The 21,814-nt window shown below is 70.4% G+C and carries 18 protein-coding genes and 1 pseudogene; 9 read left to right on the forward strand and 10 right to left on the reverse strand.

The features are described 5' to 3' along the window. Positions 1 to 6 precede the first annotated feature (6 nt). From O1Q96_RS12095 to O1Q96_RS12125, 7 genes are all read left to right on the forward strand, one after another. The gene (locus tag O1Q96_RS12095) at positions 7 to 1,368 is read left to right on the forward strand and encodes an ABC transporter substrate-binding protein (RefSeq protein WP_269248170.1); all 1,362 of its coding nucleotides are present in this window, start codon (positions 7 to 9) and stop codon (positions 1,366 to 1,368) included. A gap of 180 nt (positions 1,369 to 1,548) precedes the next feature. Then, positions 1,549 to 2,349 carry a rhamnogalacturonan acetylesterase gene (locus O1Q96_RS12100; RefSeq protein WP_269248171.1) on the forward strand — a complete coding sequence of 267 codons (801 nt, stop codon included), beginning with the start codon at positions 1,549 to 1,551 and terminating at the stop codon, positions 2,347 to 2,349. Positions 2,350 to 2,490: 141 nt separating this feature from the next. Then, a complete protein-coding gene (locus O1Q96_RS12105) occupies positions 2,491 to 3,795 on the forward strand; it encodes a pectate lyase family protein (protein WP_269248172.1) in 1,305 nt (434 codons plus the stop codon). A 2-nt stretch (positions 3,796 to 3,797) separates the two neighbouring features. Continuing rightward, positions 3,798 to 4,910 carry a pectinesterase family protein gene (locus tag O1Q96_RS12110; RefSeq protein ID WP_269248173.1) on the forward strand — a complete coding sequence of 371 codons (1,113 nt, stop codon included), beginning with the start codon at positions 3,798 to 3,800 and terminating at the stop codon, positions 4,908 to 4,910. Further along, positions 4,910 to 5,956 carry a pectinesterase family protein gene (locus O1Q96_RS12115; protein ID WP_269248174.1) on the forward strand — a complete coding sequence of 349 codons (1,047 nt, stop codon included), beginning with the start codon at positions 4,910 to 4,912 and terminating at the stop codon, positions 5,954 to 5,956. The genes O1Q96_RS12110 and O1Q96_RS12115 overlap by 1 nt, the downstream gene beginning before the upstream one ends. Then, positions 5,940 to 7,127: a dienelactone hydrolase family protein gene (locus O1Q96_RS12120; protein WP_269248175.1), complete on the forward strand. Its 1,188-nt coding sequence runs from the start codon at positions 5,940 to 5,942 to the stop codon at positions 7,125 to 7,127. Before O1Q96_RS12115 ends, O1Q96_RS12120 begins: the two co-directional genes overlap by 17 nt. After that, positions 7,124 to 7,348: a hypothetical protein gene (locus O1Q96_RS12125; RefSeq protein WP_269248176.1), complete on the forward strand. Its 225-nt coding sequence runs from the start codon at positions 7,124 to 7,126 to the stop codon at positions 7,346 to 7,348. The genes O1Q96_RS12120 and O1Q96_RS12125 overlap by 4 nt, the downstream gene beginning before the upstream one ends. On the opposite strand, the gene O1Q96_RS12130 is transcribed toward O1Q96_RS12125, so the two are convergent. Continuing rightward, positions 7,329 to 9,551: a glycoside hydrolase family 43 protein gene (locus tag O1Q96_RS12130; RefSeq protein ID WP_269248177.1), complete on the reverse strand. Its 2,223-nt coding sequence runs from the start codon at positions 9,549 to 9,551 to the stop codon at positions 7,329 to 7,331. The genes O1Q96_RS12125 and O1Q96_RS12130 overlap by 20 nt on opposite strands. A 244-nt stretch (positions 9,552 to 9,795) precedes the next feature. On the opposite strand from O1Q96_RS12130, the pseudogene O1Q96_RS12135 reads away from it, so the two are divergent. Continuing rightward, positions 9,796 to 10,677 (forward strand): annotated as a pseudogene (locus O1Q96_RS12135) (right-handed parallel beta-helix repeat-containing protein); the annotation flags it as partial. A 90-nt stretch (positions 10,678 to 10,767) separates the two neighbouring features. On the opposite strand, the gene O1Q96_RS12140 reads toward O1Q96_RS12135, so the two are convergent. From O1Q96_RS12140 to O1Q96_RS12150, 3 genes are all read right to left on the reverse strand, one after another. Further along, the gene (locus O1Q96_RS12140; protein WP_269248178.1) at positions 10,768 to 12,441 is read right to left on the reverse strand and encodes a rhamnogalacturonan lyase B N-terminal domain-containing protein; all 1,674 of its coding nucleotides are present in this window, start codon (positions 12,439 to 12,441) and stop codon (positions 10,768 to 10,770) included. Between the two features lie 135 nt (positions 12,442 to 12,576). Beyond that, entirely contained in the window at positions 12,577 to 13,419 is an 843-nt protein-coding gene (locus O1Q96_RS12145; protein ID WP_269248179.1) for a hypothetical protein, read from the reverse strand. Continuing rightward, entirely contained in the window at positions 13,416 to 13,982 is a 567-nt protein-coding gene (locus tag O1Q96_RS12150) for a SigE family RNA polymerase sigma factor (protein ID WP_269248180.1), read from the reverse strand. Before O1Q96_RS12150 ends, O1Q96_RS12145 begins: the two co-directional genes overlap by 4 nt. A gap of 289 nt (positions 13,983 to 14,271) precedes the next feature. Between O1Q96_RS12150 and O1Q96_RS12155 the strand changes: the two genes are divergently transcribed. Continuing rightward, positions 14,272 to 15,723 (forward strand): NCS2 family permease, encoded by a 1,452-nt coding sequence (locus tag O1Q96_RS12155; RefSeq protein ID WP_269248181.1) that lies wholly within the window; start codon positions 14,272 to 14,274, stop codon positions 15,721 to 15,723. A gap of 90 nt (positions 15,724 to 15,813) precedes the next feature. On the opposite strand, the gene O1Q96_RS12160 is transcribed toward O1Q96_RS12155, so the two are convergent. The 6 genes from O1Q96_RS12160 to O1Q96_RS12185 form a co-directional block, all read right to left on the reverse strand. After that, positions 15,814 to 17,265 (reverse strand): peptidoglycan D,D-transpeptidase FtsI family protein, encoded by a 1,452-nt coding sequence (locus O1Q96_RS12160; protein ID WP_269248182.1) that lies wholly within the window; start codon positions 17,263 to 17,265, stop codon positions 15,814 to 15,816. 55 nt (positions 17,266 to 17,320) lie between these two features. After that, positions 17,321 to 17,971, reverse strand: coding sequence for a response regulator transcription factor (locus O1Q96_RS12165; RefSeq protein ID WP_269248183.1), 651 nt, complete (start codon positions 17,969 to 17,971; stop codon positions 17,321 to 17,323). Further along, complete coding sequence (locus tag O1Q96_RS12170) at positions 17,968 to 19,224, reverse strand: sensor histidine kinase (protein WP_269248184.1); 1,257 nt, start codon at positions 19,222 to 19,224, stop codon at positions 17,968 to 17,970. The genes O1Q96_RS12165 and O1Q96_RS12170 overlap by 4 nt, the downstream gene beginning before the upstream one ends. Next, positions 19,221 to 20,219 carry a hypothetical protein gene (locus O1Q96_RS12175; protein ID WP_269248185.1) on the reverse strand — a complete coding sequence of 333 codons (999 nt, stop codon included), beginning with the start codon at positions 20,217 to 20,219 and terminating at the stop codon, positions 19,221 to 19,223. The genes O1Q96_RS12170 and O1Q96_RS12175 overlap by 4 nt, the downstream gene beginning before the upstream one ends. A 269-nt stretch (positions 20,220 to 20,488) precedes the next feature. Continuing rightward, positions 20,489 to 20,959, reverse strand: a complete 471-nt coding sequence (locus O1Q96_RS12180; RefSeq protein WP_269248186.1) for a GNAT family N-acetyltransferase — start codon at positions 20,957 to 20,959, stop codon at positions 20,489 to 20,491. 1 nt (position 20,960) lies between these two features. Further along, positions 20,961 to 21,734, reverse strand: a complete 774-nt coding sequence (locus O1Q96_RS12185; RefSeq protein WP_217453774.1) for an IclR family transcriptional regulator — start codon at positions 21,732 to 21,734, stop codon at positions 20,961 to 20,963. Positions 21,735 to 21,814 lie beyond the last annotated feature (80 nt).

Consider the following 21,814-nt stretch of genomic DNA (forward strand, 5'->3'; position numbering starts at 1 on the left):
CCGATCATGAAGAACAGCATTCGCAGGAGCAGCAGAGGAGCGCGCCGCTCCGCCACCGCCGTCGCCGTGAGCGCCGTACTCGCGCTGACCGCCACCGCCTGCGGTGACGACGGCAGCGGTTCGACGGGCGACAAGGGGTCCGACGGCAGCGGCAAGGGTGAGATCACCTTCTGGGACAACAACGGCGGTGTCCGCACCGACATCTGGAAGGAGATCATCGCCGACTTCGAGAAGGCGAACCCGGACATCGACGTCAAGTACGTCCCGATCGCGGCCACCGAGTACCAGTCGAAGGTCGACACCTCCATCCAGGCCGCCGGCCTGCCGGACGTCGGTGGCGTCGGCGCGGCGATGCTCGCGGGCTTCTCCGCGCAGAACGCGCTGGAGCCGCTGGACGACCGCCTCGGCAAGTCCTCCCTGAGCGGCAAGCTCAACGAGGACATGCTCAAGTCGCTGAAGGCCGCCGGTGGTGGTGACGGCACGCTGTACTCGATCCCGACCTCCGCCAACAACGGCGTCCTCTACTACCGCACCGACCTGTTCAAGGCGGCCGGTCTGGACGCTCCGACCACCTGGGACAAGTTCTACGAGGCCGCCGAGAAGCTCACCGACAAGGACAAGAACGAGTTCGGCTACACCATCCGCGGTGGCGCCGGCTCCATCGCCCAGGCCCTGGACGCGATGTACGGGCAGTCCGGCATCACGTCCTTCTGGGACTCGGCGAACGAGAAGACCACGGTCAACGACCCGAAGAACGTGGCGGCCCTGGAGAAGTACGTGGGCCTCTTCAAGAAGGTCACCCCGGCGGCCGACCTCAACAACGACTTCACCAAGATGGTCGCCCAGTGGGACTCCGGCACGATCGGCATGCTCAACCACAACCTGGGCTCCTACCAGGATCACGTGAAGGCGCTCGGAGCCGACAAGTTCCGGGGCATTCCGCAGCCGGTCGGCGCCGGCGGCAAGCGCGTCCAGGTCTCCAACCCCGTCGACGGACTGGGGATGTTCAAGAGCTCCAAGAACAAGGCCGCCGCCTGGAAGTTCATCGAGTTCGCCACCGAGAAGGCGCAGAACTCCAAGTTCAACGAGTCCGCCGGCCAGGTGCCGTCGAACAACGACGCCGCGAAGGACGCCTGGGTCTCCAAGGCCGAGCCGACCAAGCTCGCGGCCGAGGCGCTGACCGACGGTTCCACGACCATCGTCCAGCTGCCGTACTACCTGCCCGACTGGAACACCATCTCGAAGACGGACAACGAGCCGGCCTTCCAGAAGGTCATGAACGGGTCGATGAGCGCCAAGGACTTCCTGAACACCCTGGCCGACCAGCTCAACGAGGCCCAGACGGAGTGGAACGAGCAGAAGGGGTAACGCTCCACGTTCGACCCCGCCGGAACGCCCGCGTTCCGCCCCGCCGGTTGGGCCGTTACCCGGCTGCCGGCCGGCGGGGGGCTTGTCGCGCACTTCCCCGCGCCCCTTCGGGGCGCGGGCCCCTTGAAGGCATCACTGAACGTACTTGTCCCGCAAGGCTGTTGAGAAAGGCACACCGCAGTGTCACTCACCCGCAGACAGGTCACCACCGCGGCGCTCGCCGCCGTCCCCCTCGCCGTCGCGGCGACGGGGCCCGCAGTCGCCGCTCCGCACGGACGGCCACGTGGGCGCACTCTCTTCATCGCCGGTGACTCCACCGCCGCCCAGAAGTACGCCGACGCCGCGCCCGAGACGGGCTGGGGCATGGCGCTTCCGTTCTTCCTGCAGGAGCGGCTGACCGTCGCCAACCACGCCGTGAACGGCCGGAGTTCGAAGAGCTTCATCGACGAGGGGCGTCTCGACGCCGTCCTCGCGGCCGTCCGGCCCGGCGACCTCCTGCTCGTCCAGTTCGGGCACAACGACTCCAAGACCGCCGATCCCACGCGGTACACCGAGCCGTGGACCACGTACCAGGACTACCTCCGTCAGTACGTCGACGGGGCGCGGGCGCGTGGTGCGCGGCCCGTGCTCGCCACGTCCGTGGAGCGGCGGAAGTTCGACGCCGCCGGGAACGCCGTGGGTACCCACGGCGAGTATCCCGCCGCGATGAAGGCCCTCGCCGAGGAGGAGGGGGTGGCGTTGCTCGACATCCAGGCCCTGTCGATCGCGTTGTGGCAGAAGCTCGGTGTGGAGGAGACGAAGAAGTACTTCAACTGGACCGCCACCGAGCAGGACAACACGCACTTCAACCCGCCGGGGGCCATCGCGGTGGCCCGGCTGGTGGCGGGGGAGCTGTCGCGTCGCCGGGTGCTCGCGCCACGGGACGTGCGGCGCCTGGACCGCGAGATTCCCGAGTCCTGGATCACCTGGCCCGAGTCCTAGTGCCCCGGCAGAGGGCCGGCTCGTAGCTGCCGGTCCGCCGTCGCCGGTCGCGCCCTCGCGGCGCGGCCGCGCCAGTCACAGCCCCGCGCCCCTGATGCAGGGGCGGTCATCCATGTTCTTGTCCGGAAGGAACCCACACTCATGCGTTCTCGTATGTGGCATGCCCATGCCATTACATCCGTCGTCGGATGCACCGCTCTCGTCCTCACCGCGACCGGGACCGTCGCCCATGCCCAGGGCCGGGACCTCGGGCGGGAGACCCTCGCCGCCGGTGACGGCTGGGGGTCCGAGGGGGCCGGTACCACCGGTGGCTCGGCCGCCGACTCCTCGCAGGTCTACACCGTCACCACCTGGGCGGAGTTCAAGGCCGCGCTGAAGGCCGGCGGGAACGCGCCGAAGATCATCAAGGTGAAGGGGATGATCGACGCCGTCTCGGAGGGCTGTGAGGCCTTCACCACCGGCGGGTACGACCTCCAGCAGTACCTGAAGGACTACGACCCGGCCGTCTGGGGCAACGACGTGGTCGCCAGCGGCCCGCAGGAGGACGCGCGGGTCGCGTCCGCCGCCAACCAGGACTCGGCGATCAAGGCGGCGATCCCGAGCAACACCACCATCGTCGGCGTCGGCAAGAAGTCCGGCATCCTCGGCGGCAGCCTCCAGATCAAGGGCGTCTCGAACGTCATCCTGCGCAACCTCACCATCGAGGCCCCGCTCGACTGCTTCCCGAAGTGGGACCCGACCGACGACAACAAGACCGGCAACTGGAACTCCGAGTACGACGCCGTGGTCGTCTTCGGCACCGACCACGTGTGGATCGACCACAACACGTTCACCGACGGGCGCTACCCCGACAGCGAGCGGCCGAGCTACTTCGGCAAGGTGTTCCAGCAGCACGACGGGCTGACGGACATCGTGCGCGGCGCCAACCACGTCACCGTGTCCTGGAACCGCTTCCAGGACCACGACAAGAACATGCTCATCGGGAACAGCGACAGCACCGCCACGACCGACGCGGGCAAGCTCAAGGTCACCATGCACCACAACCGCTTCGACGGGATCCTGCAGCGCTCTCCGCGGGTGCGGTTCGGACAGGTCGACGTCTACAACAACCACTACGTGGTCGGCGAGGAGCAGAAGGACGACTACTACATCTTCGGCGTCGGCATCTCCTCGCAGCTGTACGCCAGCGACAACGCGATCTCGCTGCCGGCCGGAGCCTCTGTCGGCAAGGTCCTCAAGAAGTGGAACGAGGCGCCGCTGACCGCCGAGAACAACTACGTCAACGGAAAGCGCACCGACCTCATCGCCGTGCACAACGCCGAGATCCCCGGCGAGACCCTCCAGTCGGGTGCCGGGTGGAAGCCCACCCTCCGGACGAAGGTCGACTCGCCGCGGGCCGTGCCGGGCATCGTCAACAGCCGCGCCGGCGCCGGAAAGGTCTGCTGACCATGACCCTGCCGGCACACGTCAGCAGACGGTCCTTCGTCGTCGCGAGCGTCGGGGCCGCACTCGCGCTGGGCGCCTCCTCCCAGGCCCACGCGCAGGGGCGCTCCCCCTTCGGGCGGTACGGCTCCCCGTCGGCCCGCCTCGACGAGCGGACCCTGTACGTCCACCCCGCGGGCCTCGGCGACCACACCAGCGTCCAGGCCGCCGTGAACGCCGCGAGCGGGGAGGGGTACACCCTGGTCCTCGCCCCGGGCACGTACCGCGAGACCGTCGCCGTCAGCGCCGCCCGCAAGGAGATGACCTGGATCGGGGCCTCCGGCCGGGCGCGCGACGTCGTGATCGTGTACGACAACGCGGCCGGCACCCCGAAGCCCGGCGGCGGCACCCACGGCACGACCGGCTCGGCCACCACGACCGTGCAGGCCGACGGGTTCACCGCCCGGGACATCACCTTCTCCAACGACTGGCTGCGTGCCGACCATCCCGGGATCAGCGGCACGCAGGCCGTCGCCATCAAGGTGCAGGGCGACCGGTCGGCGTTCCTCCACTGCCGGTTCCTGGGACACCAGGACACGCTGTACGCCGACTCCATGGCCCTGGGCACCTTCGCCCGCCAGTACTTCGCGCACTGCTACGCCGAAGGGGACGTGGACTTCGTGTTCGGGCGGGCCACCGCCGTGTTCGAGGACTGCCACTTCCACACCCTGAAGCGGACCGACCTCACCGGGGCCCCGTACGGCTTCGTCTTCGCGCCCTCGACCGCGGGCGCCAATCCGCGCGGCTATCTGGTGACCGGCGGCCGGGTCACCAGTGAGGCGCCGGACGCCTACTACAAACTGGCCCGCCCCTGGGTGCCCAGTTCCGACCCCACCGCGCGGCCCATGCTGACCGTGCGCGAGACCCGCCTCGGCGGAGGGATCGACGCGGTGCAGCCGTACACCGACATGGCGGCGGGACACCCGTGGCAGAACCAGCGGTTCGCCGAGTACCGCAACAGCGGGCCGGGCGCCGCGATCACCGTTCCCGCGAACCGGCCCCAGCTCACGCACGCCGAGGCCCGCTCCCACACCCGCCGGACACACCTCGGCGACTGGGCCCCCTGGCAGGGGTGCTGATGCGCCGGCGCACCCTGCTCACCGGGATCGCCGGGACCGTGGGCGCTCTGGCGGCCGGCGGCGCGTCCCCGGCCGCCGCGGACCCGCGCCGCCGTGTGCTGCACGTGCGCCCCGGCGACTCGGTCCAGGCGGCCGTCGACGCGGCCGACGGTCCGGGCCGGACGATCGTCGTGCACCCCGGGACCTACCGCGAGGTCGTCAACATCCCCGCGAGCACGAGGGACTTGACGCTCCTGGGCGCCGGCCGTGACCCGCGGGACACGGTCATCGTCCACGACAACGCCAACGGGACGCAGAAGCCGGACGGCTCCGGCACCTACGGCACCGCGGGCTCCGCGACCTTCACCTGCGCGGCGCCCGGTCTGACCGTGTGCGGTCTGACGATCGCCAACGACTGGCTGCGCGCCGACCACCCGGAGATCACGGGCACCCAGGCGGTGGCCGCGTACGTCACCGGGGACAGGTCGCACTTCGAGCGGGTCCGCTTCCTGGGCCACCAGGACACGCTGTTCGCGGACACCACCGCGCTCGACGCCTTCGACCGGCAGTACTACCGGGACTGCCATGTCGAGGGTGACGTGGACTTCGTGTTCGGCCGGGCGAGGGCGGTCTTCGAGCGGTGCCACCTCCACACGCTGGACCGGGACGTCGACTTCAAGCCCGAGGGCATGGTGTTCGCCCCGGCCACGGCCCGCGCGAATCCGTACGGCTTCCTCGCCGTGCGGTGCCGGATCACCTCCGGTGCCGAGGACGGCGCGTACAAGATCGCCCGGCCGTGGGTGCCCTCCTACGAGACGACCGCCTGGCCGTCGCTCGTGGTGCGCGACAGCCGGCTGGGGCCGGGCATCGACGCGGTGGCGCCGTACACCGACATGCGCGCGGCCCATCCCTGGCAGACCATGCGTTTTCGGGAGTACGCCAACTCCGGTCCGGGCGCGGTGACATCGGTACCGGAGAACCGGCCGAAACTCACGCCCGCCGAAGCCGCCTCGCACACCCGCGGGACGTACCTCGGCGACTGGAGGCCGTATGAGCGACGGGCCTGAGCAGTCACCGCTCGGCCGACGGGCGTTCGTGGCGAGCGCGGGGGCGGCGGCTCTGCTCGGCGCGGCGGGGGCCGGCGCGTCCCCGGCACACGCCGCCCCCGTCGCGGGCATCGTGGAGGGCAATCTCCCCGACTTCCACCCCCTCCTCAAGGACGAGCTCCGCTTCCCGCTCGCCTGGGGCACCTCCCCGGTCCGGGACTTCCGGGCCTGGCGGCGGGCGGCCCGCGCGACGGTCGAGGAGCACCTGTTCGTCGACCGGGACACCACTCCCTACGCCATGGAGTCCGGCGACCGCTCCGAGGGCGACGGATACACGCGGGAGACGGTGACCCTCTCCCTCACCCGGTACGAGCGTGTCCGCGGCGCCCTGCTCACCCCGCACGGCACCGGGCCCTTCCCGGCCGTCCTGCTGCTGCACGACCACGGTTCCAGGTTCGACATCGGGAAGGAGAAGCTGATCAGGCCCTGGGGCGCCGGGCAGGCACGGCTCGCGTCCGCGCAGGCCTGGGCCGACCGGTATTTCAGCGGACGGTTCGTCGGTGACGAGCTGGCCCGGCGCGGATACGTGGTCCTCGCCCTCGACGCCCTCGGCTGGGGCGACCGAGGGCCGGTCACCTACGAGCAACAGCAGGCCCTGGCAAGCAACTTCCTCAACCTGGGTTCGTCGCTCGCCGGACTCATGGCCCGCGAGGACGTGCGCGCCGCCCGCTTCCTGGCCGGCCTCGACCGGGTGGACCGGCACCGGGTCGCGGCCCTCGGTTTCTCCATGGGCGCCTTCCGCGCCTGGCAGGCGGCCGCCCTCAGCGACGACCTCGCGGCCGCGGCGAGCGTGTGCTGGATGACCGGGCTGAAGGAGGTCATGGTGCCCGGAAACAACATCCTGCGCGGCCAGTCCTCCTACTGCATGCTCCATCCCGGGCTCGCCCGGCACCTCGACTTCCCCGACGTGGCGAGCATCGCCGCACCCAGGCCGATGCTCTTCTTCCACGGCGCCCAGGACCCCCTGTTCCCCGCGGAGGGCGTCCGGGTCGCGTACGAGAAGATGCGCGCCGTCTGGCGCTCACGTCATGCCGGGGAGCGGCTGCACACCAAGGTCTGGCCCGAGCTGGGCCATGTGTTCACCGCGCCTCAGCAGGACGAGGTCCTCGCATGGCTCGACTCCGTCCTGTGACCCGATCCCCCGCACCGCTCGGCGCGGTTCCCCCGCCCATGTCCCGTCGTACCGCTCCGTCCGCAGGCGCGGCCCCGCCCTCGGCGCCGGCCCACGCCTCGACGGTGTTCGACGTCCGCCGGTCGGACGGCGCGCTGCCCGTGACCACGTTCCTGACCACGGGCAGCACGACCATCGGCGCGACGATGGACCGGGCCGGGGCTACCGCTTCACGGGCCTGACCGACTCCAGGGTCGGCACCACCGGCAGGATCGAGCCGTCGGCCGCGAACCGCATGCGGTCCACGGTGGTCTCCCGGTGCGTGCCGTCGCCGCCCGCCCGGCCGGGCCCGTTCAGTCCGAACCGGTGGTAGACCATGTACCAGTCGTCCGTGCCCGGGGTGTTGACCACCGAGTGGTGGCCCGTGCCGAGGATGCCGTACTCCGGGCGCTTGGACAGGATCGTGCCCTTCTTGGTCCACGGGCCGACCGGGGAGGGACCCGTCGCGTAGGCGACGTGGTAGTTCTCGCTGCGGGTGTCGTCCTCGGACCACATGAAGTAGTACGTGCCCTTGCGCTTGACCACGAAGGAGCCCTCCCGGAAGTTGTCCGGGGTGATGTCCTCGACCTTCGACGCGTCGAACGACACCATGTCGTCGTTGAGCGGGACGACATAGCCGTGGCCGTTGCCCCAGTACAGGTACGACGTGCCGTCGTCGTCCGTGAAGACCGCCGGGTCGATCATCTGGCCCTTGAGCGAACCGCCCTTCGCCACCAGGGGTTTGCCGAGGGCGTCCTTGAAGGGGCCCGCGGGGGAGTCGGCCACCGCCACACCGATCTGCTGCTCGGCGCAGAAGTAGAAGTAGTACTTGCCGTCGCGCTCGGCGATCGCCGGAGCCCAGGCGTTCCTGTCCGCCCACGACACGTCAGGCCCCAGGTCGAGGATCTCCCCGTGGTCCTTCCAGTGGACGAGGTCCTTCGACGAGAAGGCCTTGAACTTCGTGCCGCTCCAGCCCGGGAAGCCGTCCGTCGTCGGGTAGATCCAGTAACGGCCGTCCAGGTACTGCACGTCGGGGTCGGCGTACAGCCCGGGCAGGACCGGGCTGCGGGCGGGCACGGCCTCCACCGTCCAGGTGCGGGTCGTGCCGTCGGCCGCCGTCACCGTGTACTTCTGGGGTTTGCGGAAGTCACGGCGGGTACCGGACGCCGGGCTCACCCGGGCCCCCTCACCGAGCCACAGCTCCGGCGCGAGCCTCGCCAGGTTCTCGCCCGGCTTCATCGGCAGCACGACCTTCGACGCCGCCTCGGTGACGACCGCGTACCCCTTCTGGTTCTTCACCGTCGCGTCCACGACCGAGGTGCCGGTCGCCGGGTACGCGGCGAGCAGCCGGTCGTACTCGGCCTGCGTCACGGGCATGACCGTGCCGTGCCGCGGACTCGCGGGCAGCTGGTAGTCCTTCGACATCGTCCACCGGCCCGAGTCGAGGTCGGTCGTCTCGAAGGGCACGTAGCCGCGGCCGCCGTACTCGTCGATGAACAGGTACCACTTCTTCTCGGTGTTGGACTTGAAGACCGTCGGGCCCTCGCCCCGGTCGATCGACCCGCTGCCGATGCAGTCCGACACGAAGTCGTACGAGGTGTCCGTGAGGGACGTCGACTTCTCCGCGGTGACGAACTTCGAGCAGGGGCTGGAGGAGGTGGGGTCCCGCTCGTCCTTCGTGTAGCGGTAGTACGTGCCCTTGTGCTTCACGACCGTCGAGTCGATCACCGAGTAGCCGGGGTCGTCCCAGACCTTCGGCTCGCTGAAGGTACGGAAGTCCTTCGTCGTCGCGAACATCATCCTGTTGTACGTCGAGCCGGTGTGGTCCGGGTCGTCGTCGGCGTACAGCTTGGACGCCCAGAAGACGACGAACTCGCCGAGCCTGTCGTCCCAGTAGGCCTCGGGCGCCCAGGTGTTGCCCGCGCTGTCCGGGGAGACCTTCACCAGGCGCTGGTCGGTCCAGTGGACCAGGTCGGTGGACTCCCAGACCATGATCGACTTGCTGCCGCGGCGCTGGACGTCGTCCCAACTGCCGCTGGAGTTCCGGTACATGCGCAGGTCGGTCGCGATCATGTAGAACTTGTCGCCCTCGGGGGAGCGGATCACGAACGGGTCGCGCAGGCCCTTCTCGCCGGTCGTGGAGGTGAGGACGGGCTTGCCGGCGTTCAACTCCCGCCAGTGCAGGGCGTCGTTGCCGCGGCTGAGGGCGTAGCGGATCTGCTCGCCGTCCGCCGTGCCCTCACCGGTGAAGTAGGCGAAGAGGTAGCCGGCGTACTTCTGTTTGTTCACGTGTGGCGCTCCGGGTGGGGCTTCGGGCTGGGCCGCCGGGCTCGGTGGGGCGGCGAGCAGGCTCAGAAGGAGGGCGAACAGCGGGATCAGGAGCGCTCTGACGGTGCGGGGGCGCATGACACATCCTGTGGGGGTCTGGTGGATTCTGTTGGGATGGACTGCCCTCGGAGTGTCACCAGTGGCGGACGGGGGCGTCAATCGGTGGACGCGCGGTCCGGGCGAGCGAAAGTTTCGATTCGTTTCGTGCGGCCCGGCAACCTTCCGCCGCCGGGCGGCGACCAGGGAGCAGAGGCGGGGCCGGGTGAAGGAAGCGGCCCCGGCCCCGCCTCTCGTCCCCGTCCTCCAGGAAAGGAACGACCCCGTGCGTCTCAGCACCGGACGCCACCGCGGAACCCGCACCTTCTCCGTCGCCGCGGCGGTGGCCGTCGCCTCCGGGGCGTGCGGCGTCTTCCTCGGCCTCGCGCCCGACGGAGCCGGCGCCGCCACCTCGGCGGTCACGGTCTCCACCACGGCGCAACTGGAGTCCGCGGTCAGGGACGCGGCAGCCGGCACCCTCATCGAGGTGCGGGGCGGCACGTACCACCCGACGCGGACCCTCGAGTCGGCGGCGAACGGCACCGGTTCGGCCCGGATCACGCTCCGGGCGCACGACGGCGAGAAGGTGCGGATCGACGGCTCGAAGCTCGCCCCCGGGTCGTGGCTGGCCGCGATCGACGGCGACCACTGGACCGTCCAGGACATCACCTGGCAGAACTCCCCGGCCCAGGGCTTCGTCGCCACCTCGTCCGTCGGCGGCGTCTTCGAGAACCTCGTCACCGCCGGCAACGGCGACTCCGGCTTCACCCTGCGCGGTGACGGCACCACGGACAACCTCGTGCGGAACGTGGACAGTCACGGCAACTACGACGCCGCGGGCCACGGCCGGAACGCCGACGGCATCGCCGTGAAGTTCGGCTCGGGCACCGGCAACCGGATCACCGGAGCCCGCCTGTTCGACAACTCCGACGACGGCCTCGACCTGTGGCAGTTCTCCAGCCCGGTCACCGTCGAGCACTCGTCGGCGTACGGGAACGGGAGCAACCGCTGGAAGGACACCGCCTTCGAGGGCGACGGCAACGGGTTCGAACTCGGCGGCGGCGGTGCCTCGGCGGCCCATGTCGTCCGCGACAACGTGGCTCGGGACAACGCCTCCGCGGGCTTCCACTCGGTGAACGGCGAGGCCCGGCTTGTCCGGAACCGCTCCGAGGGGAACGGGGCCGACTGAGCCGGCTTGTGGGGCGCGCCCCCGCCGGTCGTCACCGGCGGGGGCGCTCTCTGTCCGGCCGAGGGGGGCTCAGGCCAGCAGATCCATGCAGTCGAACGACGTCCCCGCGCTGAGGTAGGCGGTCCCGGAGGAGCCGCTGACGATGTTCAGCTTGAGCACGTTGTACTGACTGGTGTCCGTCTTCCAGGCACTCGCCGGGACGTTGTACGTGAACGTGTGGTTGTTGCCCCGGTACGAGCCCGTGGTGAGGGACCGTGTCGAGGGCTGCGACGGCGGCGACGGGATCGCCGACACCCAGTCGTTGACCGTCACCCGCGGGCGTCCGTTGATGTAGGCGTTCGTGACCCCGATGCGCAGGGTGTGCGCCGCGGCGGCCTGTGCCGCGGTCAGCCTGAAGTACACGAGGACGCCGTCGTTGATCCCCGACCAGATGTAGCAGGGGAAGGACGCCGCCTCGTCGCCGCCGCCCATGACGACGTTGCCGGTCCACTTCGCCGCGCGGCTGTCGGACGGATGCGCGTACGTCATCAGGTCCGCGTTCTTGAACTCGCCGGGCGTGCCGTTCCAGTCCCCGAGCCGCCAGATCGTGTTCGCGGTGCTCGGGTCGTTGCCGACGGTGATGCTGTTCAGGGTCGTGGTGCCGCCCGCGCTCACGGTCACCGACGCCGTGTGGACGGCGAGTTCGCCCTTGTGGACGGTCAGCGTGTACGTCCCCGGCAGCATCCCGGGACACGAGAAGGCGCCCGTGCCGGAGGCGGCCCTCGCCCAGTACTGCGCGGCGGAGTTGGCGAATCCGACGGTGTACGCGTGGTCGGCGTCCATGCCCTTGAGGCCGACACCCGCGACCCGGCCGCGCCCCGACCTGCCGACCCATCCGGTGATCCCCAGACCGTCCACCCAGGACGTGTCGAGGTTCGCGTGGAACAGCGACGAGGAGGGTGCCCCGCCGTCGGTGAAACTCAGCACGTACGGGCCCTGCAGTCCGTACCGCTCGGGCTCGGTCTGCGACTGGTTGTAGTGCAGGATCTCGTAGAGCGCGGCGCTGGTGGAGTTGGTGTGCCGCAGCAGGGAGCGGTAGAAGGGCCCGCCGGAGGCCTTCTCGTGGTTGGAGCGCACGAGCCACAGCGCGGCCGAGCCGTTCGTGTAGCCGATGTGGTCGTAGTCGATGACGCGCTTGCCCGAGTAGTGCTTGGAGCGCGTGGTGCCGTCCGGGCGGGAGAAGACGTCCGAGGCCTCGATGACGGTGTCGGACGAGGTCCAGGCGTCGGGGTCCGAGGTGGGGAAGATCCCGGGCCTGAGGCGGACGATGAACCGGGTCGCCGTGAACGACGAGTCGGCCTTGTCCGTCCACAGGTACACGTTGTTCTGGCCGCTGCGGGCCGCGATCCACTGTGTGATCGCCCCGTGCGCGACCTTCACCAGGATCGTCGACTCGGACTGCTCGACGGTGACGGTGGACGCGCCGAGCCCGGTCTCGACGTGCGAGTGCTTGCCCTCGAAGCCCTCGTACTCCTTGCCCTTGTAGACCAGCGAGTTGATGTCGCCGTTCGACTTGGAGACCTTGAGGACCAGCGAGGCGCCGGTGTCGATCACGTAGTGGGAGCCGTCGTCCGAGTAGCCGAACGTCGCGGCCGACGCCGGGGAGAGCAGTCCGGTGCCGACCGCCGCGGCGGTGCCGGCGACGCCCAGGGAGGACGCGGCCAGCAATCGGCGACGGGTGAGGTGCTTGCGGTGCGCGCTCAAGTGCGGTGCTCCTGATGCCGGGTCACGTCACTGGTACGTGATGTTCAGGTGGGGGGAGAGACCTTGCGTCTCATGGTCGCCACCCGCGAGCCCCGGGTTGCCGCGCGGCCGAGGTTTTTTTCGGACCTTCCCGCCCTACGAGTCGCCGTCGTCGGAGTCGGTGCGGGCGAAGTCGCCCGCCACGTCCAGTTCTTCGCCCCCGGCGCGGGCGGTGGCCGTATACGTGTCGTCGCCGGCGTCGCGGCCGCCCCGGTCGTGGTCGTACTGGCCCGCGAACACCCACTCGCCCGGCCACACCGTACGGCCCGGCTTGAGCACCCAGGTGTGGACGAGGAAGCCGTCCTTCTCGCCGACGGTCACCGTGAAGTCTTCCTCGGGCGCGGAACGCCAGGCACCCGCCGAGGTGATCCCACCGGTCTGCTTGACCTTCAGCACGACGGTCAGCGCGGTGAGTTTCTCCTTCGTCTTCAGCGTGACGTTGCTCTGCGCCCAGAACTCGTTGCTGTGCGGGTCGACCGAGCCGTCCGACCACAGCGGGCCGTCCTCCGTCCCGGCGGTCACGGGCGGCTCGGCCGGCGCGGAGTCCTCGGGCCTCGCGGTGGGGGAGGCCGGGGTACCGCTCGGACGGTTCGGCGGGCGGGACGACTTGGCCGGGTCCGGCGGCACCGGGGCGCGGCTCGTCGCCTCCGGCGAGGGATCAGGGGTGGGCGTCACCGCGACCGTCTGATCGGCGGCCTCCCCGTCCTTCACCGCCGACGCGACCGCGTACCCGCCCACCGCGAGCACACCGGCGACCGCGGCCGTGGCGCCGACGACACGGAACCAGCCGAGCGCGGACGGGCGCGGAGAGGGACGCCTCGCGCTGTCCGCGCCGGCCATGCCGCGTTCGACGCGGGCCAGGATGCGCGCGCGATCGGGCTCGTACGCCTCGGCCGTGTCCCGCAGCCGGGCGCGCAGTTCCTCGTGCACGTCCTTCATCGTCCCCTCCCCTCGGTTCCACCGGCACGCAGCGCCGCCGCGTGCATCCGCCGCGGAGCCTCCTGGGAACCCAGCAGCCGCTGCAGCTCCGCCATTCCCTTCGACGTCTGGCTCTTCACCGTACCCACCGAGACACCGAGGGCGAGCGCGGTGTCCTTCTCCGAGAGATCGAAGGCGTGACGCAGGACGACGCACGCCCGCTTGCGGAACGGCAGTCCGCGCAGAGCCTCCTGCACATCCACCATGCCGGGTATGTCGGGGTTCTCGGTCCTGTCCTCGCGCTGCGACCAGAACAGCGTGACGCGCCTGCGTTCGCGCACCGCGCTGCGGATCCGGCTGCGCGCCATGTTGGCGACCACACCCCGCGCGTACGCCACCGGATGGTCCGCCGCGCGCACCCGGTCCCAGCGGTGCCACAGCGCGAGCAGTGCGTCCGCCGCCAGGTCGTCGGCCGCATCCGGCTCACCCGTCAGCAGATGAGCCAGGCGGGCCAGTTCGGCGTAGTGCCGCTCGAAGAAATCGTGGAACTCCACGGAGGCGGCGTCGTCGACGACAGTGCCCACGGGCGGACCTCTCCCTGTCGATTCCTGCGCGGTACGCCTGACGGCCCTCACGAGTACGTACGTATACGGCCCCTGTGGCGGGTGTGAAGGAACGGTGTCCCTGTGGGGCGAGATCCGAGAGAGTATCAGGCGTTCGTACAGCACTTCGAACGCTGTATGGCACTTCGAACGTCATCTGGCAGGCCGAACTCGATTCCGTAACACGATGAAAACCTGAGGACGGTTCAACGCGGGAACAATCCAGCCAGCATCCGCACACCGATCACGCAGGTAACGAGGAGCATCAGTCATGTCCGAAACACAGAAGGTGGAAGACCGGCCCGGCGCCGCACCACCCCCGGCGAACAGCGTCGACCGGTTCTTCAAGATCTCCGCCAGGGGTTCCACCTTCGGCCGGGAAGTACGTGGTGGCTTCGCCACGTTCTTCACGATGGCGTACATCCTTGTCCTGAATCCCATCATTCTGGGCAGCGCCGAGGACAAGTTCGGCCGTCAGCTCGACAGCGTCCAACTGGTCACCGCCACCGCACTGGTGGCCGCGGTGATGACGATCATCATGGGGGTCGGCGGCAACCTGCCGCTCGCGCTCGCCGCCGGACTCGGCCTCAACGCCGTCGTCGCCTTCCAGATCGCCCCGCTGATGAGCTGGGACGACGCGATGGGCCTCATCGTCCTCGAAGGCCTGCTGATCTGCGTCCTGGTGGTGACGGGACTGCGCGAGGCCGTCATGCACGCCATCCCGCAGCCGCTCAAGCAGGCGATCAGCGTCGGCATCGGCCTGTTCATCGCCTTCATCGGTTTCGTCGACGCCGGTTTCGTCACCCGCATACCGGATGTCGCGGGCACCACCGTCCCGGTGCAGCTGGGCGCTGCCGGCGCGCTCGCCGGCTGGCCGATCCTGGTCTTCTGCCTCGGTGTGCTGCTGACCGTCGCGCTGCTCGCCCGCAAGGTCAGGGGCGCGATCCTGATCAGCATCGTGACCATGACGGTCGTCGCGATCGTCATCAACGAGATCGCCGACATCAAGAGCTGGGGCCTGACCACGCCGAGAGTGCCCGACGACGTCGTGGCCTCGCCCGACTTCGGACTGCTCGGCGACTTCAGCCTGTTCGGTGCCTTCGGCCAGGTCAGCGTGATCACCGTCGTGCTGCTGGTCTTCACGCTGATCCTGTCGGACTTCTTCGACACCATGGGCACCGTCGTCGGCATCAGCGCCGAGGCCGGACTGCTGGACGAGGAGGGCAAGGTGCCGGGCCTCGGCCGCGTCCTGCTCATCGACGGCGCCGCGGCCGTCGCGGGCGGAGCTTCGTCCGCCTCCTCGGCCACGTCGTACATCGAGTCGGCGGCGGGCGTCGGCGAAGGCGCCCGCACGGGCTTCGCGAACCTGGTCACGGGCGGGCTGTTCGCCTTCGCGCTCTTCCTGACCCCGCTGCTGACCATCGTCCCGATGCAGGCGGCCGCCCCGGCCCTCGTCGCGGTCGGCTTCCTGATGATGACCCAGGTCAAGCACATCGACTGGGACAGGTACGAGATCGCCATCCCCGCGTTCCTGACGATCGCCGTGATGCCGTTCACCTACTCGATCACCAACGGCATCGGGGCGGGCTTCGTGGCCTACGTCCTGATCAAGACGGTGCTCGGCAGGGCCAAGGAGGTCCACTGGCTCCTGTGGGGAGCGGCGGCGCTGTTCCTGGTGTACTTCGCCATCGACCCGATCGAGCAGATCCTGGACGTGAAGTAGCCGACGCGGCGGATCGCGCTGTGCCCCGTGCCCCGGAAGGGACACGGGGCACACTGCGATCTTTCAGGGGCGCGGCCCGGCCGGAACCGTTCAGTTCTTCAGCGCGGCCTGCATCATCGCCTTCGCGACCGGTGCCGCCAGCCCGTTCCCGCTCACCTCGGACCGCGCCGCGTTCGACTGCTCGACCAGCACGGCCACGGCCACTTCCCTGCCGCTGGAGTCGTCCTTCGCGTACGACGTGAACCACGCGTACGGCGTCTTGCTGTTGTTCTCGCCGTGCTGGGCCGTACCGGTCTTGCCTCCCACGGTCGCGCCGGAGATCTGCGCGTTCGTCCCCGTGCCCTCGTCGACGACCGTCTGCATCGCCGACCGGAGCTGCTCGGCCGTGGACGAACCGACGATCTCCTTGCTCTCCGTCTCGTCGTCGTAGTTCTCCAGGACGTCGCCGTCGGCGTTGCTGATCTGCGACACCATGTGCGGCGAGACGAGCTTCCCGCCGTTGGCGATGGCGGCCGACACCATGGCCATCTGCAACGGCGTCGCGGTCACGTCGAACTGCCCGATACCCGTCAGGGCCGTGGACGACTTGTCCATGTCCGAGGGGTACACGCTCGTGTACGCCCGCACGGGAACGTCCTGCGACGCGTCGTTGAAGCCGAACTTCTCGGCCATCGCCTTCAGCTTGTCCTGGCCGAGGTCGACGGCCATCTTCGCGAAGACGTTGTTGCACGAGTACTGGAGCGCGACACGGATCGACGCGTTCTCGCAGGGCGCCGACGTGTTCTCGTTCTCCAGGACCCGGGTCGTGCCCGGCAGCGTGTACGGGTTCTCGCTGTCCGTCCGCTCGTCCACCGAGGAGTACAGGCCGTCCTCCAGCGCGGCGGCCGCCACGACCAGCTTGAACGTCGAGCCGGGCGGCAGCGGCTGGCGCAGCGCCCGGTTCGTCATGGGCTTGTCGGGGTTCTTGGTCAGCTTCTCCCAGGCGTCGGAGTCGCCCGTGCTGAGCACCGAGGGGTCGTACGAGGGGGTGGACACGACGCCGAGGATCCTGCCGGTCTTCGGGTCGATCGCCACGGCCGCGCCCTTCTTGTCGCCGAGCGCCTCGTAGGCAGCCTTCTGCACGTCCGGGTCGATCGTCGTGACCACGTCGCCCGGGTCGGAGCGCTTGCCGGTGACCGTGTCGAGAGGGTTCTTCAGCCGGTTGTCCGTGCCGTCGAGCAGCTCCTGGTAGATGCCCTCCAGCTGCGTGGCCCCGTACACCTGTGAACTGAATCCGGTGACGGACGCGTACAGGCTGCCGTCGGTGTACGTGCGCTTGTACGCGAGGTCGCTGCCCTTCGTCCGCGCGGAACCGGTGACCGCGTCACCGCCCACGATGATGTTCCCGAGGGGGTACGCGTACTGTTCGATCGCGTTCCGTCGGTTGTCCTTGTCCTCTGCGAGCGCCCGGCCCTCGTAGAACTGCACCCATGTCGCCCTGACCAGCAGGGCGAGCACGAGCAGCAGCGTGAAGACGGAGGCGCGCCTGATCGTTTTGTTCATCCCGCTCTGAAGGACGAGCGGGGAACGGCCGATCGTTCCCTCCTGTCCCGATTTCTCATCCGCCGTTCATGAAGCCCGCCTCGTACGCCGCGATGACCGCCTGGGTACGGTCCCGGGTCCCCGTCTTCGCGAGGACGGCCGCCACATGGGTCTTCACCGTGGCGGCCCCGACGCCCATGCGGTCCGCGATCTCCGCGTTGGTGAGCCCGGCCGCCACCAGCCGCAGGACCTCGCTCTCCCGTCCCGTGAGCCGCGCCACCCAGGCCGGCGGCGCGGTCCTGGACCGCCCGTACTCGGTGGCCAGTGCCCGCACCGCCGCCGGGAACAGGAGGGTGTCGCTGTGCGCCACGAGCCGTACGGCCTGGACCAGGGAGTCCGCCTCCGCGCGCTTGAGCAGGAACCCGGACGCTCCGGCGCGCAGTGCCTCGTACACGTAGGCGTCGTTCTCGAAGGTCGTCACCACGACGACGCGGGGCGGCTCCGCCAGGGTCGCCAGGATCTGCTCGGTGGCGCGGATGCCGTCGATCCCGGGCATCCGCACGTCCATGAGGACGACGTCCGGCCCGAGATCCCGGACGACGGACACGGCCTCGGCGCCCGTGGCCGCCTCACCGACGACCTCCAGATCGGGTTCGGCGGCCAGGATCGCGCGCAGCGCGGTGCGCACCATGCGTTCGTCGTCGGCGAGGACGATCCGGATGGTCATACGGGTCCTTCCAGGGGGAGTCGTACGTTCAGCCGCCACACCCCGTCCACCGGGCCCGCCCGGCTGGTGCCGCCCAGGAGCCGGGCCCGGTCGGCGATGCCGCGCAGCCCGTGGCCGCCACCGGGGCGCGGGACACCGGCATCCGGCGCCGGATTCTCCGCGGTGATGTCCAGCTCCCCGCCGGCGAGGGCGATGCGCAGGGTCAACGGCGTCTCGGGGCCCGCGTGCCTGAGAGCGTTGCTGAGCGCCTCCTGCACGATGCGGTACGCCTCACGGGAGACGAGCGGAGGCAGCGACTCGGGGTCCGCCTCCACGGTGGCGGTCACGGGAAGCCCGCCCGCGCGGGTGCGCCGGAGGAGGCCGTCGAGGTCGGCGGCGAGGGTGGGCGCGGGCGAAGGGGCGGTACCGGGGGAGTCGGCGTCCCGCAGCACGCCCAGCACCGCGTCGAGTTCGCCCACCGTGCGCCGCGTGGTGTCCTCGATCGCGGCCAGCGCCTCGCGTACGAACTCCGGGTCGCTGTCCAGCACCCGGCGGGCCGCGCCCGCCTGGAGCGTGACGGCGCTCAGCGCGTGGCCGACGGAGTCGTGCAGTTCACGGGCGAGCCGGTTGCGCACGGCGAGGTCGGCGGCCCGGGACTCGGCGACGGCGAGCCGGTCCTCGGGCGTGGGCCCGAGCAGCGCGGGCGCCCAGCGGGCCAGCAGCGTGCCCGCGCCCGCCGCGCACCCGGCGAGGGCCAGCAGCATCGCCACGCCGGCGACCGGGGAGAGCGCCAGCGCCCAGGTGTGGTCGAAGAGTTCGGGCAGGTCGAGCTGTGAGCCGCGCAGACCCGCGTAGAGCGGCAGCACGATCAGCGCCACCGCGAAGGGTGGCGTCGCCAGGGACATCCCCGCGATCACCGCGCCGAGGCCGAGATGCAGCGTGAACCATGCGGCTGTGCGCCCCTTGGCCTGCCGGGTCCGCGCCGGCCCCTCGGCGAGGCGGTCGCCGTCGACCCCGCACAGGGACCGTACGACGGCCACCGACATCGGCCGGGTCAGGGGGAACACCCCGGTGACCGCGGCGAGGGGCAGCCCGGCGCCGAAGGCCACGAGCTGGTGGGACAGCGAACTGAACAGGTGCGCGGACGTGGTGAACGGCCCGACGAGCAGTTCGCCGACGAAGACGTACGGCATGGCGAGCGCGCCGCCGAGGACCAGATGGATCCACCGGCGGCGCGCCCACTTCCCGAACAGGGCCCGGGCGAGTGCGATCACGCCGGTCGCTTCGATCGCTCGGCGAGGACGGAGGCACCGACGCCCGCCACGAGGACGCCGACGATCATCTGCCCAGCGTAGGCGAGGCGCATCTCTGTCGTCGGCTGCTCGGCGATGCCGTCCGCACCGCCGAGACTCGCCAGCGTGAGCCAGCCGCCCCAGCAGGCCACGGCCGCGGACCCGGCCCAGGCGAGAACCGAGGGGACGCTCACGGACAGGGCGCGGTCGGGCCGCCGGAACGCGAGCAGGTACGCGCCCACGACAGCCGCGGCCAGGAAGACGACGTACATGCCCTCCAGGACACGGAAGTCGCTCGTACGGTCCTCGGCACGGCCGTCGTCGAGCCCGGTGGTCGCGCCGCAGGCCCAGAGGAGGTGCAGGGTGGCGGGGAACAGGGCGAGGACGCCCGCTGTCACGGCGGCGGCCCGCTGTGTGCCGCGACCGTGGCCCGCGGGCCACTCCCGCCACAGATGCCCCCACCTGTCCCGTGCGTAGAGCACGAAGAGCGTGCCGAGCGCGAGCCCCTGCACGATGAAGCCGGTGTAGACGACCCCGAAAACCCATTCGTCCAGGAAGGGTTCCCCGTCCGTGCCCGCGGCCCGGTCAGCGCCCCCGTCGAACATCCGGACGATCAGTTGGAGCGGGTATCCGGTCATGATCGGGGCGAGCAGCCCTGTCGCGACCCACAGGGGGACGGCCAGGAGCCAGGCGGGCACCCGCAGCCCCCAGGGCCGGGTGAGCAGCAGCGCCAGGACGACCACCACGCTGTCCAGCAGCACGCTCACCCCGTTGGCCACGGCCGTCGCCGCCCGGTGGTCCAGCAGCGGGCTGCCCTCGGGGACCCCCAGGTGACTGCCGGCCAGCCAGGCGGCCTTGAGCGACACGTACGGCACACAGGACACGACGGCGACGGCACGCAGCACCCGGCGGAGGCGGCTCACGCCGACGGGTGCCGGGGGAGCCGGCGGAGGAGCGGAGGGGAGCATCTGCGTCATGCCCACCAGGCTCCCGTCCCACCCGGCAGAACACGTCCTGCCCGACGACGATCCACCTCCGCCACAGGGGGGAGACCCCCGGCAACACAACAGACCACCCGCGCCCTTGACCGGCCGCGGGGAACGGCGCGGTCGTTCAGGATCGCGAGGAACGGCGCAGTCTCTTGAGGGGCGCGGGGAACGGCGCAATCCTTTCAGGGGCGCGGGCGACCGGCACCGGACAGCCGACCGCAGTCCCGCCGACGCACCCGCGGCGCTCAACCCGCCGCTCACCCCCGCAGTGTCAGAACGACCTCGTCGATCTCCTCGCCGCGTGCGTTCGCGAACCCCCGGTCCCGCCCGGTCACGACGAACCCGCACTTCTCCAGCACCCGCACCGACCCCGCGTTGTCCGCCGCCGCCCGCGCGTACAGCGGCCGCTCGGGCACGGCGGCGAGCAGCGCCCGCAACGCGGCGGTGGCGATCCCCCGCCCCCAGTAGGCGCGGTCGATCCAGTACGTCACCTCGCGCTCGTCCGGCGGGCCGTACACCGACGCGCTGCCGACGACGTCACCGTCGACGAGGACCGTGCGGATCACGGCGGACGACGCGCGGTTCCGCTTCCAGTGGGCGTCGAAGGCGTCCCGGTCGGTCGGGTCCTTGGTCGTGAAGGCGGCCATGGACACGGACTCGGGATCGTTCGTCTGCCGGAAGAACACCGGCAGGTCGCTGTCGTGGACCTCTCGGAGCACGATCTCCATGTCAGAGCCTCCTGGTGGCGAGTGTCAGCCGGTCCCGCGCGTCGAACAGCGCGTCCTTCACCATCTGCTCGTGCGCCGGCGTCAGCCGCGCCACCGGCACCGAGCAGCTGATCGCGTCCCGCGCGGGCGTCCGGTAGGGGATCGCCACGCCGAAGCAGCGCAGCCCCAGGGTGTTCTCCTCGCGGTCCACCGCGAACCCCTGCTCCCGCACGAGGTTCAGCTCCTCGATGAGCTTCTCCCGGTCGGTGATCGTGTGCTCGGTCAGCGCGGGGAGCGTCTCCGGCAGCAGCTTGCGGACCTGCTCGTCCGTGTGCGTGGCCAGCAGCGCCTTGCCGAGCGACGTCGAGTGCGCGGGCAGCCGGCGCCCCACGCGCGTGAAGGGACGCAGGTAGTGCTGGGACTGGCGGGTGGCGAGGTAGACGACGTTCGTGCCGTCGAGGCGCGCCAGGTGGATGGTCTCCGTCGTGTCGTCGGAGAGCCGGTCCAGCGTCGGCCGCGCCGACGCGACGACCTCGTCACCGTCGATGTACGACGTGCCGACGAGCAGCGCCCGCACGCCGATGCCGTACCGCGTACCCGTCGCGTCGGTCTCGACCCAGCCGAGCTCGACAAGAGTGCGCAGCAACATGTAGAGACTGGACTTGGGGTACCCGACGGCCTCCTGCACGGCGGCCAGGGAGTGCATGCCGGGGCGTCCGGCGAAGTACTCGAGCAATTCAACGGTCCGCACCGCGGACTTGACCTGTGCTCCGCCGCCCGTCTCGACTGCCGACATCGCCTTGACCCCCTAGTTGGCCGGGAAATAGTCTCCACAGCATATTCACCACCAGAGACAGCGTTCAGCATATCGAACGC

Origin of the sequence: Streptomyces aurantiacus (assembly GCF_027107535.1) — a bacterium.
Lineage (GTDB): Bacteria > Actinomycetota > Actinomycetes > Streptomycetales > Streptomycetaceae > Streptomyces.